The sequence below is a fragment of the Aeromonas eucrenophila genome (assembly GCF_000819865.1).
GTDB lineage: Bacteria > Pseudomonadota > Gammaproteobacteria > Enterobacterales > Aeromonadaceae > Aeromonas > Aeromonas eucrenophila.
Genome location: NZ_CDDF01000012.1, coordinates 77,886 through 90,696, shown reverse-complemented (window position 1 = coordinate 90,696; position 12,811 = coordinate 77,886). Strand labels below are relative to the sequence as shown.

12 protein-coding genes are annotated in these 12,811 nt (G+C 61.2%); 3 read left to right on the top strand and 9 right to left on the bottom strand.

Annotation, left to right across the window (positions count from 1 at the left end; translation table 11 throughout):
* Positions 1-26: 26 nt before the first annotated feature.
* A complete protein-coding gene (msrA, locus tag BN1124_RS12890) occupies positions 27-659 on the top strand; it encodes a peptide-methionine (S)-S-oxide reductase MsrA (RefSeq protein ID WP_042642515.1) in 633 nt (210 codons plus the stop codon).
* A gap of 303 nt (positions 660-962) precedes the next feature.
* Here msrA and BN1124_RS12885 read toward each other — a convergent pair whose 3' ends face one another.
* From BN1124_RS12885 to BN1124_RS12875, 3 genes are read right to left on the bottom strand one after another with little or no spacing between them, the layout of a single operon-like run.
* Positions 963-1,298 carry a DUF3802 family protein gene (locus BN1124_RS12885; protein WP_042642512.1) on the bottom strand — a complete coding sequence of 112 codons (336 nt, stop codon included), beginning with the start codon at positions 1,296-1,298 and terminating at the stop codon, positions 963-965.
* A gap of 56 nt (positions 1,299-1,354) precedes the next feature.
* A complete protein-coding gene (locus BN1124_RS12880) occupies positions 1,355-1,912 on the bottom strand; it encodes a GNAT family N-acetyltransferase (protein ID WP_042642510.1) in 558 nt (185 codons plus the stop codon).
* Positions 1,909-2,277, bottom strand: a complete 369-nt coding sequence (locus tag BN1124_RS12875) for an MmcQ/YjbR family DNA-binding protein (protein WP_042642508.1) — start codon at positions 2,275-2,277, stop codon at positions 1,909-1,911. Before BN1124_RS12875 ends, BN1124_RS12880 begins: the two co-directional genes overlap by 4 nt.
* 108 nt (positions 2,278-2,385) lie before the next feature.
* Between BN1124_RS12875 and BN1124_RS12870 the strand changes: the two genes are divergently transcribed.
* Positions 2,386-3,192, top strand: coding sequence for an alpha/beta fold hydrolase (locus tag BN1124_RS12870; RefSeq protein ID WP_042642507.1), 807 nt, complete (start codon positions 2,386-2,388; stop codon positions 3,190-3,192).
* Between the two features lie 161 nt (positions 3,193-3,353).
* Here the strand turns inward: BN1124_RS12870 and BN1124_RS21340 are convergent, their stop codons facing one another.
* The 4 genes from BN1124_RS21340 to BN1124_RS12850 all read right to left on the bottom strand — a co-directional run bounded on the left by BN1124_RS21340 (position 3,354) and on the right by BN1124_RS12850 (position 8,990).
* Positions 3,354-4,643 (bottom strand): HEPN domain-containing protein, encoded by a 1,290-nt coding sequence (locus BN1124_RS21340; protein WP_231553644.1) that lies wholly within the window; start codon positions 4,641-4,643, stop codon positions 3,354-3,356.
* A 142-nt stretch (positions 4,644-4,785) separates the two neighbouring features.
* On the bottom strand, positions 4,786-5,880 hold the full coding sequence (locus tag BN1124_RS12860; protein WP_042642503.1) for a lipocalin-like domain-containing protein: 1,095 nt from the start codon (positions 5,878-5,880) through the stop codon (positions 4,786-4,788).
* Positions 5,877-8,285 carry an ABC transporter permease gene (locus BN1124_RS12855; RefSeq protein WP_042642501.1) on the bottom strand — a complete coding sequence of 803 codons (2,409 nt, stop codon included), beginning with the start codon at positions 8,283-8,285 and terminating at the stop codon, positions 5,877-5,879. Before BN1124_RS12855 ends, BN1124_RS12860 begins: the two co-directional genes overlap by 4 nt.
* Before the next feature lie 24 nt (positions 8,286-8,309).
* Positions 8,310-8,990 carry an ABC transporter ATP-binding protein gene (locus BN1124_RS12850; protein WP_042642499.1) on the bottom strand — a complete coding sequence of 227 codons (681 nt, stop codon included), beginning with the start codon at positions 8,988-8,990 and terminating at the stop codon, positions 8,310-8,312.
* Positions 8,991-9,130: 140 nt separating this feature from the next.
* Here BN1124_RS12850 and BN1124_RS12845 point away from each other — a divergent pair, with 140 nt between their 5' ends.
* Positions 9,131-9,598, top strand: coding sequence for a DUF4357 domain-containing protein (locus BN1124_RS12845; protein ID WP_042642497.1), 468 nt, complete (start codon positions 9,131-9,133; stop codon positions 9,596-9,598).
* Between the two features lie 203 nt (positions 9,599-9,801).
* Here the strand turns inward: BN1124_RS12845 and BN1124_RS12840 are convergent, their stop codons facing one another.
* Both BN1124_RS12840 and BN1124_RS12835 read right to left on the bottom strand, forming a co-directional pair.
* Complete coding sequence (locus tag BN1124_RS12840) at positions 9,802-10,995, bottom strand: Bcr/CflA family multidrug efflux MFS transporter (protein WP_042642495.1); 1,194 nt, start codon at positions 10,993-10,995, stop codon at positions 9,802-9,804.
* A gap of 79 nt (positions 10,996-11,074) precedes the next feature.
* Positions 11,075-12,760, bottom strand: a complete 1,686-nt coding sequence (locus BN1124_RS12835) for a hypothetical protein (protein WP_042642493.1) — start codon at positions 12,758-12,760, stop codon at positions 11,075-11,077.
* Between the last annotated feature and the right edge of the window lie 51 nt (positions 12,761-12,811).

Sequence of the window (12,811 nt, the reverse complement as noted above, 5' to 3'; positions counted from 1 at the left end):
CGCGTTTTTATACAAGGACAGGGCAGATGGAGCAGATTATTTCACCGGCAGAGGCGCTGCCGGGTCGTCGGGAGGCGCTGGTGATAGGCCAGCAGCATGCGGTGAATGGTCACCCGACCCAGGGCCCCTGGCCCGAGGGCATGGAGCTTGCCTGGTTTGGCATGGGTTGCTTCTGGGGCGTGGAGCGCCTGTTCTGGCAACAGCCCGGCGTCTATTCTACCGCCGCCGGCTATCAGGGCGGGCTGACCCCCAATCCCACCTACAAGGAGGTGTGCAGCGGTCTGACCGGTCATGCGGAGACGGTGCAGGTGGTGTTTGACCCCAAGGTCATCAGCTACGGGGATCTGCTCAAACTGTTCTGGGAGCAGCACGATCCGGCCCAGGGCATGCGCCAGGGCGGTGACATCGGCACCCAGTACCGCTCGGTGATCTTCTATGACGACGACAGCCAGGAGGCCATCGCCCAGCAGAGCCAGGCAGCCTACCAGCAGGCGATGATGGCGAGCGGTGACGTCCGCACCATCAGCACCCGCATCCTGCCGCTGGCGCCCTTCTACTACGCCGAAGATTACCACCAGCAGTATCTGGAGAAGAACCCGGAAGGTTACTGCGGCCTGGGCGGGATCGGGGTCTGTCTGCCACCCAGCCTGAACCGCTGAGTGCGTCGTTCATGCAGAAAAAGGGGCCAATTTGGCCCCTTTTTCATGTATTTCATGTAAATGAAAAAAAACTGAAAAAAATCTGTCATGGCGAGGAACTTAACAGAACTTCAACTGACTAACAGGGTAGCTACCATGGATGGCAGCCAAGACCAGACACATTTCTTGCCTCGATATTCATTCAACTTAGACAAGCGCGATGAATTGGAAATGATAGCAAGCAGGGCTGCCCGATGAGGCGGCCCTTTTCATTTGGGGTGGTGCAAGGCGGGGCGAACTTGGGGCAGGGGGCTTGCGCGCGGCCTAGCCTATGGTGCTGTCGAACAGGTTCTTGATGAGATCGATGAATTCATTGAGGAAGTCCTGCTGCTGCGGGGTCGGTGCCCGCAGCCAGACGGCGGAGAGCACCTCTTCCAGATCGGCGACCACGGCGTCGGCTTCCTGCATGATCATGAAGCGCACCTTGGGATCGAGTTGGGGGTTCTGCTCGCAGATGGCCATCAGGTTGTCGGCCACCCGACCGCTCACCAGATCCTCGATGGTCTGATTGCCCGTGCCCTGCTGCTGGCTCTCGAACAGTCCCAGACTCTCGACCAGATACTCTACCAGCGCGATATAACCTTCGCTCTCTACCACCATGATGGCTGCCTTCATTGATTGCTATGGGAAATTTGGGGGTATTTTAGTGGCTGGCCCTAGCTTGGCAAGCGGCAGTGGAGGCGATGGCGGATAAAACTGACCCCGCCGCGCTCCACGGTTTCCAATCCGGCCAGCTCGAAGCCGTGGCGCAGAAATAGCGCCAGGCTAAAGGCGCTCGCCTCCGTGGTGAGGGTGCGCAGGCCGAGCCGCCGGGTGGCCTGCAGCGCGGTCTCGAGCAGGCGGCTGCCGAGCCCCTGGCGCTGATGGTTCGGGCTCACATAGAGCAGGCTCAGGTGGCCGTTATCGCTCAGGGTGACAAAGCCAAGGGGCCTGGCGTGCTCCGCGTCCCATTCCGTTCTCTGCGCTTTACCATGCTCAGCGACCTCTTCAATTACCCAGCCGTGGTGTTCCCGCAACTGAGTGACGAGGCCGGGATGGCGGGCGCCCTGGGCCCACTGTTCGACCTGTTCCGGGCTGTAGTGCTCGGGGCCGCACTGGCGCACCGACTGCTCGAACAGGGTGAGCAGGGCCGGGATATGGCGCTCATCCAGGGGAACGACGCGATAGCGGTCGAGGGAGTGCGGGGCAGGAGAGTCAGACATGGAAGGGCTCATGGTGTGGAATGGGCGGTCGGCGCCTGGGGCCGCTTGGCTTTGGGCAAGCCCGCCACCACGCGCTGGTAGGAGTGTTCAATCCAGCCCTGCCAGAGCGCGGCGTCGAGGCTCTCGCCTAGCGTGACCGTGTTCCAGTGCTGCTTGTTCATGTGCCAGCCGGGTTTGACCTCGGGGTGGATCTCTCGCAGCAGCAGGGCGAGCTCCGGTTCGCATTTTAGGTTGATGGTCAGCGGATCGGCCTGCCAGTTCACCAGCGCGAACATCTTGCCGGCGATGCGATAGACCAGGAACTCAGGGCCGAACGGCGTATCTTCGGTGGCGCCGGGCAGGCTGAGCAGAAATTCACGTAACTGGACAAGGCTCATACAGGACTCCATGCTGGTCCGATGATAAGTGGCAGCATATTCAGCGGGGCGCCCCTTCTGTTAATATGCTCGCCGAGTATATCCCCCAACCCCCCGGGAGCCCATAAGATGTTGTACCACAAGACCTTTGAGCTTGGCCCCGAGCGGGATTGGGTGGTGTTCGTGCACGGCGCCGGTGGCAGCTCCTCCATCTGGTTCAAGCAACTGCGCGCCTATCGCGAGCACTTCAACGTGCTGCTGCTGGACCTGCGCGGCCACGGCCAGTCCAACCAGCTGCAACAGGTGGTCAAGGGTCACTACAGCTTCAGGGCGGTGACCGAAGACATAGTGCGGCTGCTGGATCATCTGCGCATTCCCTGTGCCCATTTCGTCGGCATCTCCTTGGGCACCATCCTCATTCGCTCTCTGGCGGAGCTTTGCCCCGAGCGGGTCAAGAGCATGGTGCTCGGCGGCGCCATACTGCGACTCGACATCCGCTCCCAGACGCTGGTGCAGCTCGGCCGGGTCGGCCAACACATCCTGCCCTACATGTGGCTCTACCGGTTGTTCGCCTTCATCATCATGCCGCGCCAGCACCATCAGGAGTCCCGCAATCTGTTCGTGCGCGAGGCCCGCAAGCTGTGCCAGCAGGAGTTCAAACGCTGGTTCCGCCTCGCCACCGAGGTCAACCCCCTGATGCGCTACTTCCGCGAACGTGCCTTGCCGATCCCGACCCTCTATCTGATGGGGGAGGAGGATCATATGTTTATCGCCCCGGTGCGCGAGCAGGTGGCGCGGGATGCCTACAGCCAGCTCGCGATCATCGAAAACTGCGGCCATGTCTGCAACGTGGAGCAGCCGGAGCACTTTAATCGGCAGTCGTTGGCGTTTTTGTCCAGCCAGACGGTCACGGCATTTAATGGGGGATTGGGTTGAGCACAGTATGTCTCATATATAACATTTGGTCTCTGTTATCAGAAAATAAAAGGTTGTTTTGAGTGCTATTTAAATATAATTATCAATGCAATTAGTTATCAACGAGAACCCTAATTTTTTGTCATTTTAATGTATAGTATTCAGATATGGTATTTTTGTGATTATTTCTGTATCGCATCTAATCTCTGAGCTTCCACTCCAATGTCGAAGAGCCTCGTATATCCACGCTCTAGCAAGGCAACCATTGCTATTACGACCCAAGAAGAGATAAAGGCCATCTCTTCAAGTTGTATATTTTCTATATGAGAGAAATCGGCGTTATGAACGATTTTCGATCGAAACTTGTAGTATTTTTTTATTGTTTTTTTAAGCTGTGCATAACTCTCGAACTTTTTATGGTGAAAGTCACCATACATGATTATTGCTGCAATTCCACGTGCATTTCGCTCTGTAATGTTATCTTCTCCTAGAGTGAAAAAACACTCTAAGGCAGACCATAGTTTTACAAAAGATGAGGGTCTTGATTTATCTTTTTGAGATTCACCGATCCAATATAATGATTTTATAATTGCATTTTCCAGTTCATTTCTAGATTCTTTAGCAACCAATAAAGAAAGTTGTTCGAAAAGCAATTCTTTACCCAAATAGTCCAACAACCCTTTGTCTAATTTTAGATCTTGGGTTGATCTGAAATATCTTGTAAAGATCAAGCTCTTACTTGAGCCTTCTTGACCTATGCAACTCGCAGGTCCGTACGAATGTGTGCAATCGTTTATTAATCTAATATTTACACTGTGTATAGACTGTTGAGAAAGTGCACATGAATATAATCTGAGGATGGAAAGCGACAACTCTGCATTAAAGTAAAATTTTTCCAACGCCACTGACTTGCTGCCATATTCCTCCCCAGTGATTATAAGACATTCACCATACTCATTATTGATAACACCTTTTATTTTGTCGCTGACATCGCTAGCCCCATTTAAATAAGTGCTGCAATAAGGTGCTATCACCTTACCTCCAATATTAATGCCAGCTAATCCATCAAAGGATATACCATCAATTCGGCAAGTGAAGTGAAATTCCTCTATATTTTTTGATAACGCAGTGTCCAAAGATAAAATAAACGTATCTGTATCTGGAAGTAATTCATCACTCAACCATTTACCGAGTTCTAACAATACAGATTGAAATATGTCGTTGTAATTCAGCTGGTTTTTATACTTACAGCTACCATTGGTTATGTTACATATTCTTCGTACTGCGGATATCCCTTCATCTGATAAATACACTTCTCTATTCTTAACTTTTATTCTTGGTGAGAAAAAACCCAGCTTCTTTATGTCTTCAATATTTTTAGGGAATGTCATTCCTTTGAGTGACAATATTGTGTTGATATCTCTGGCGATCATTCTTTTTTGTTTGTTGGTCAATTCCTTATACAATTTCATCTCCAAAAAACAGTCCAGAATAGGGGATGTCATAAGGTATCAACAATGCATCCGCTTGTTGAGTAAAACCTCTTCCAGAGAATGGAAAATTAGAAATAATGGGTTGAGAAGAGAGGGAAGGGCCAACAATAAATCGCATGGTTCAATACCCCGTCATTTCCAAATAGCCGAGCCCTTTGGCATCCCCTTCCACGGTGACAGCCCCCTCCCAGTAGTCAAAGCGGCCTGTCATGGCCTGATTGGGCTGGCGCGCCTTAATAACGAGATTCAAATCGGCGGCCTTAAGCTGCCACTCGATGGGGTAGGGCTGGCCCTTGGGGCCGCGCCAGGTTTTACCGGGGGTGAGGACGATGGAGTCAGGCGACAGCACCCGGCTGTTGCCATCGCGTTCGATCAGGATGCCGTAGCGGTTCTCGGGCTGGTTTTCGGGATTGGCGCGGCCCGGTTTGGTGCGCAGGCGAAACAGCATCAGCTCGCGGCCATCGGCAAGTTGCAGCGAGAACCAGTCCCAGCCCGCCTGCCAGTCCGCCAGCACAGAGCTGCTCCACTCGTGATCGAACCAGCCCTGACCGCTCACTTTGCGGGCCTCGCCATCGATGCTGAGGGTGCCCTCCAGCGTCAGGCGCGGGTAGGAATAGTAGAAGGAGGCGTTGCCCGGGCTCTTCTCGCTGTAACCCGCCTTGCCCTGCAGCACCGCGGGTTTGCGATTGCTCACTTGAAGATCCAGCTGAGCGATGGCGCTATCGACGCTTAAGCGCGCCGGGAAGAGTGCCGGAGATTGCGCCGCCCCCTCGGACGTCAGTGCCCACTCCTTCAGCCAATAGTCGCCGCCACTGGCGCCCGCCAGCCCAGGCCCCTGGCGGCTGGTGCGCTCGTCCTGCAAGTGTTTGCCGGTGGCGAGATCCGTGATGGCGAACTGGGCGAGCCAGAGCTGGGGGGCGAGCCAGGGGTTGTCCGAGGCAATCTGCCGCTTCATGCCCTGACGAAAAAGTGTCCACTGCAGGCCATACTCGCGCCCCTGCTCGTCTTTGAGGTTGCCGGTGAGATACCACCACTCGGATCTGTAGTCCGGGTGGGCGCCGTGATCGGCAGGTAGCTGTATGGGTTGGTTGGGCAAGGCTTTTTTGAAGTGATCGCCGCCATCCCCCAGCAGGTTGCCGAGATCCTGGGCTTGAACACTGGCGCCTAGCACGGCAAGCAGGACGGCCAGCAGGTTGGCCCGCAGTAAACACTTCATATCACTCTCCTTGCCGCATACCAGGAGGCCAAGGCCCCACACACCGGTGCCAGCAGCAGGGCCGTGATGGCGTGAGCGGGGGCGGGCTCGAAGGTGAGGGTCCAGCCGAAGGCGCGGGGATTGACCACGGCGATCAGCACCCAGGCCAGGCCATAGCCCACCGGCAGGGCCAGCAGCGCCGTGAGTAGCCCCAGACCCGCCCCTTGCCACACCAGCAGCAGGCGGCAGCGGCGAGGGCTCATTCCTAAGCTCTGCAGGGTCTGCAGCTCGCTTCGCCGCGCCAGCCCCAACACCATAAAGGCGGAGCCGATCCCGACGAAGGCTATCCCTAAGATCAGCAGCTTGAGCAGCTCGGTGACCACGAAGGTCTGATCGAACACCTTGAGCGCCGCGGCGTGGATGGCGGGGGCGGGCAGCAGATTGAGCCGCTCGCCGAACTGGGCGCGCAGCTCATCGGCCAGCCGCTCGGGCGTCTTGCTAAAGAGCGCGAGGGACTGCACCGGTCCCTGCTCGAAGGCATGCAGGAGCTGCCCCTTGTCGCTGCCGTAATCCTGATAGACGCCGGTGACCAGAACTTGTCGTGGGCCTGCCTCATCCGTTATCTCGAGCGTCTGGCCCACCCTGACCCCGAGCCGCACCGTCAGCGGCTCGCTCGCCAGCACCTCATTGTGTTTTTCCGGCCAGCGTCCGGTCAGCAGGGGATAGGCCGCCTGGAGCGGCGGGATAAAGTCCATCTGGGCCCACTCTATCGGCTCCCCCTGCCAGCGGGCGGGCCGGACCGCACGGCGCGAGGCCAGCTCCACCAACCGGTTGGCGAGGATGGCGTCCAGGGTCTCTTGGCTCAGGCTGCCCCTGCTGCCCGCCGCGCCCTTGGGGGTGCTGACATAGAGATCGGCGGCGAGGCGCTGGTTCAGCCAGATCTCCACGCTGCTGCGAAAGCTCGACACCATGACCCCGATGCCGATGGCCGCGGCGATGGCGAGCTGCAGCGCCATCACGGCGATGGCGGTGCGATCCAGATGATATTGGGTCTCGGCCACCGCCAGCCTGGCGGTCAGGCCGCTGCGGCCATGGCGGCGCAACTTGCCAAGCAGCCAGCGCAGGGCGTCCGGCAGCCAGAGCGCCATGGCCAGCAGCCAGCCGCCGGCGATAAGCAGGGCGCCCGGCAGGCCGGTCTGGGGCAGGGCGAGGCAGAGCGCGCACAGCAGCAGTATGGCCAGCGCCAGCAGGCGTCTGCGCCCCGGGTGGCTGGTGGGGCGGCTGTTGCCTTCGCGAAGGGCCAGGGGGGATTGGCGCAGCAGCTGCCACCAGCCGGGCAGGTTGGCGGCCAGCGTGCCGAGCAGGCCGATGGCGATAGCCTTGAACAGGCTGATGGGGGAGAGGCGCAGCAGATCGATGGGGTTGGGGCCGTAGAGATCCGCCAGCGCCTGGGTCAGCTGCCCCATCAGGGCCAGGGCCAGCAGGCTGCCGAGCAGCAGGCCGAGCAGGGTACCGAGGGAGGCCAGCAGCATCAGCTCCAGCCCCAGCCAGCGCAGCACACGGCGCGGTGGCAACCCCAGGATGATCAGCTGGGCGAGCTGGGGACGGCGCACGCTCTGCACGAAGCGCTGGGCGTTGAACACCAGAAACAGCCCCACCGCCATGGCGAGCAGGGAGAGGGCGCTGAGGTTCAGGGCCAGGGCATCGCCGAGCTGGCTGGCATCGAGCGCCGGGCTGATGGGTTCGAGCCACAGGGGCTTATTGGGGAGATAGGCTTGCAGGGCGGCCTGCAGGGCGCGGGCCTGGGGATCCGTCAGTTTGAACAGGATGCGATCCAGCCGTCCATCCTTGCCAAGCAGGGGCTGCGCCAGGCCGATGTCGGTGAGCAGCAACCGATCCATGGGCACTGGGCCCGGGGTGAAGGTGCCCGCCAGGCTGAGGGTGAGTCGACGCTCGCCCAGCAGGAAGCTGCGGGACTGGCCCTGGCGCCAGTCGAGGCGTTCGGCCTCGGGCGCCGCCAGCCAGATGCTGTCGGCTCGGGTGAAGGGGGTCTCCGTCACTTGGGGCGCCAGGGTAAAGAGCGGGGCCAGGGGGCCGGGATTGAACAGATCCAGCCCCAGCAGCTGGAAGCTGCGACCCTGCTCGTCTTTGAGCCAGGCGTGCACCTGTGGCATGGCGTCCAGCTCGCGCTGGCCACGCACCAGCTTGACGTAGAGCGACTCATCCAGTCCGCCGCTCGGGGCCAGCCGATAGTTGGCATCCCCCGCCAGCTGGGTGCGGGCGGCGACGAAGTTGGTCTTGGCGCTGTGGTTGAGCAGGTCGATGGCGACCACCAGCGAGACCCCCAGCATCAGCCCGGTCAGGCTCATCAGCAGCAGCCAGGGGTGCCAGCGATAGAGCCGCAGCAGCGCCTTTAGCGGCAGCATGTGATGCGCTCAGGAAGAGAGGATTCAATCATGGCGTGGCCCCTTGAGCTGCACCAACTGACCCCCTTCGAGGCGCAGCACCCTGTCCGCCAGCGCGGCATAGGCGGGGTTGTGGCTCACCAGCAGGAGGCCGGCGCCTGTCTCCCTGACCGCCTCCATCATCAGCGCCATCACCTGCTCGGCGTTGTGCTCGTCCAGGCTGCCGGTGGGCTCATCGGCCAGTAGCCACTGGGGTTGGTGAATCAGGGCGCGGGCCAGGGCCACCCGCTGGCGCTGACCGCCGGAGAGCTGCTCCGGCCAGGCGTGGCGTTTATCCGTCAGCCCCAGCCGTTCGAGCAGCCTATCCAGCACGGCCGGCTCGCGGGGCAGGCCGTTGATCTCGAGCGGCAGGCTGAGGTTCTCTTGCACGTTGAGGGTCGGCAGCAGGTTGAAATCCTGATAGACGATGCCGAAGTGGCGACCGCGCAGCCGGGCCCGCTCGTCCGGTGACTGCCGATCGAGCCGGGTCTCCCCCAGCCAGATCTCGCCGCCATCGGGCGGGATCAGGCCCGCGATCAGGTTGAGCAGGGTCGACTTGCCGCAACCGCTCTGCCCCAGCAGCAGGCAGCTTTCCCCCGCGCCGAGACTGAGATCCAGCCCCTCGAACAGGGGGCTCGTCTCGCCGCCATTGTGGAAGCCTTTACTGAGATTGCGCAGGGTCAGCATGGGATAACCGGTTGATGGTCAATGGCTTTCACTATGCCAGTTAGTGATCCCGGCTGCAAAAGGGATGAGGATCCTCGCTGGATCCCGCTCGCCAGAGGTGGTTAGAATAGAGGCTTCCATGGGTCGCAGGATGAGCAAGGATGTTACACAAGCAAGTCAGTTTTATCATCGACAGCAAGGGCACCAAGCAGGCTGCCGTGGTTCCCATCGACATCTACAACGAGCTGATGACCCTGCAAAAGGCGCTCTCCGACAACAAGCCGGGGGAGCGCGAGCTCTACCACTTCAACGGCAAGGGCGCCGAGGCCCATGGCTATCCGGTCGGCAAACGGCAAAACCCCGGCTTCATGGTGCAGGCGGGATCCACCGCCAACGGTGAGGACGCAGCCTCCCTGCGCGAGGCGGTGATCGAGCTGCGCCAGGAGCTGTTGAGCAAGGGGGTGATAGGTCCTCGCGCCGAGGGGGGCTTCGTGTTCATCGCCGATCAGCTGTTCAACAGTCCGAGCCTCGCCGCCAGCCTGGTGGCGGGCAACAACAGAAGCGGCCTGGACGCTTGGCAAAACAGCGCCGGCTACACCCTCAAGCAGTCCGGTTTTGGCAAGAAATAGGCTCAAACTTATCAGCTCTGCTAATGATTGAGCCAAGTTGATAAGATTTTTTTCAGGATTCTTGGCCCATAGTGGCCCCTGAGGGCACGGATCTTGCCCTCCCGGCGGATCTGAACGGCCCAAAGCACACAGCCCCGGCGCCCTTTCCATCGATCTCGATGAAAGTGGTGCCGGGGCCGCGTTTTTTATGGCTGCTGTCTATTTCAACGTTGCTTGCCGGTCAGCAGCCAGTAGCAGAGCGCCGAGCCAAAGCCGCAGCTGGCGATGGCGATGGCCATGGGCAGCGGTGACTCGGGGGGATTGAGGTTGACCAAAATGCCGACCAGGGCGCCGACCCCGAAGCGCAGGGTGCCGGCCAGCGCCGAGGCGGTGCCCGCCGACTGGGGGAATTGGCCCATCAGGCCGGTCATGGCGTTGGCCCCCACCAGGCTGATATGACCGACGAAGAGCACCACCGGGATGACGATGCCCCACAGGCCCCCTGTCTGGCTCCAGGCGTTGTAGATGAGCAGGGCGCCGGCCAGCGGCAGCATCATCAGGCCGTATTGCAGCATGCGCTCGGCGCCGACCCCCTTCACCAGCCGGCTATTGACGAAGGTGACCACCATCATCAGCAGTATGTTGAGGCCAAACAGCCAGCCATAGTGCTCGGTCGGCACGTGGAAATACTCGATGTAGACGTAAGGGGAGGCGCTTAAGAAGGCGAACATGCCAGAGCTCGACAGGGCGCCGCACAGCACATAGCCCATGGCGCCGCGATGGGAGAGCACCCCCCAGTAGTTGCGCAGCACTCGCCCGAGCTTGAGGGGCTGCCTGTGTTCGGGTTTGAGGGTCTCGGGGATCTTCCACTGCAACACCAGGCAGATAAACAGGCTGATCCCCACCAGCAGCCAGAAGATCACCCGCCAGTCGCTGTGGGCGCTGATGTAGCCGCCCACCACGGGGGCCACCAGCGGTGCCAGCGTCATCACCAGGATGACGAAGGACATGGCGCGCGAGAACGCATCCTTCTCGAAGAGATCGCGCAGCAGGGCGTTGACCACCACAGATCCCGCCGCGCCCCCTGCGGCCTGCAACATGCGCCAGGCCAGCAGTTCCGGCAGGGAATCCGCCATGGCGCAACCGACCGAGGCGACGGCAAACATGGAGAGCCCCATCAGGATCACCGGCTTGCGGCCGAAGCTGTCAGCCAGGGGGCCGTAGAACAGCTGGCCGATGGCGAAGCCGCCGAGGAAGGCGCTGATGGTGAGCTGGGCGCCGTCGATGCTGCTGGCCAAGTCCCGGGCGATGGCCGGGATGGCGGGCAGGTACATGTCCACCGCGAGCGGCGTCAGGCCCGCGAGGGCGCCGAGCAGGATGAACAGGAAGCGGGGCGAGAGGGTCGTGGCTTGGGGCATAGGGTATCCGAGTCGTGGGCAAGGCCGGGAATGGGGAAGACAGTGTTGAGTCTATCAGCTTTGGCTGGCCGGGGCAGGACTATCCTGACCCCGGCCCTGAGGTCAGATCGGCTGACAAATCATCCCTCTTGGCTGGTTTTGGGCGATGGCAGGTTACCCCTAGCCAGATCAGCCAGCCCAGCAGTGTCAGCCCGTTGCCGACCCGCTCGGGCCAGCGGGCCATCAGCCGCAGGCTGAGGCTGTGGCTGCCGGCGGGCACCCAGACTTGCAGCAGCCCCTGCCGATTGGCGCTCACCGTCAGCAGCAGGCTCTCATCGAGCCAGGCCTGCCAGCCGGGGTAATCATACTGGTGCAGGACCAGCCGGGTGGGGGCGCTGGCCGTCACCTCGAGCGTCAGTTGGCGGGGTTGCCAGCGCTGCACCGTCCAGCTCGCGATCGGGGGATCGGCGCTGACGGGGGGCTGGAATTCGTCTTTCCAGGCGAGCAGGGTGGGGGCGAACATGCCGCTTGGCACCTGCTTGGGTCGGTATTCCCGGGCGCTGCGCTTGCTGTCGAATTCGCTGGCGATGGCCGCTCTGGTCGGCGCCCGGGTGAGCGGAGAGAAATGAACGTAGGCGAGGGTGGAGATCAGGGTCAGCAGCAAGAGCCCCCACCAGAGCCACTGCCAGGGTTTATGGACCGGGGTGCCGAGGGCCACCACCGCGACCGTGGCCAGGGCGAGCACGAAGTTGAGCCGCCAGGGGAACTGCACCCGCTGCAACGGGGGCAGCAGGCTCCAGAGCGGCTGGCTTAGGGGCAGCATCATCAGGAAGGCGGCTACCCCAATCGCTCCCCAGCACAAGAGCTCGGGGTGGCGCGGCTCGCGGCTGGCGGCCCAGGCGGTCAACAGCAGGGCCAGGGTCAACAGGCTCTGCCAGGTCAGATGGGCGCGAAAGCGCCAGTCGCCCCAGCCACCGGGCAGGCGGTCGAGGAAGTTGCGTCGATAGTCGAACATGCCGCCGCGCATCAGCTCCATGGAGATGGCGCCCTGATCGCTCAGGGCGGGCAGCAGCAGGGCGGCCGCCATGCAGAGCCCCAGCCCCTGCGCCCCCAGGGTGAGCCAGCAGGGGCGCAGGGTGCGCGCACGCCAGGCCTGCCACAGGGCGCGCAGGCTGATGAGGCCCAGCATCAGCAACAGGCTGGGCAGGTGGGAGTAGGCCAGCAGCGCCAGACCCAGGGCCAGCAGGGGCAGGCCATGACGCTGGCGGCGGGTGGTGAGATCCTGGGCCAGCAGGATCAGCGGCGCCCAGGCGAAGGCCCAGAACTCGGCCAGCGCGAAGCGGGCGTAGAGATCCATGGCCAAGTGATAGGGCAGGGCCAAGTAGAGCAGGCTGACGGCCAGGGCCCGACCCGGGGTGGTGACGCCGCGCAGCCAGATATAGGCGAACAGACCGGAGAGCCACAACCCCAGGCTGGCGCTGGCGAGCAGCGGATAGACGGCCTGCTGAGGGAGGGCACCGGGGCCGGCAAAGAGGGCGCTGACGTAGTAAGGCAACGGGGGATAGAAGAAGAAGGTGGGGCTGCCAAAGCCGCCGTTCATCCCCATCAGCCAGCGCGGGTAGAGCTCCCCCTGCCACAGCTGCTGGGCAAAGTAGTGGCCGGAGATCAGGTGGTGAAACAGATCGTGCCCCTGGGTCCCGCCTTGTAGCCAGGCGGGCAACAACAGCAGCGCGCAGGCCATGGCCAATATCAGTGGCGCGAGATACCACGGCTTGCCTCCCTTCATCTCCCATCCCCCTGCATCCCCTGTGCGCAGTGAGTGTAGTCGAGTCAGCGG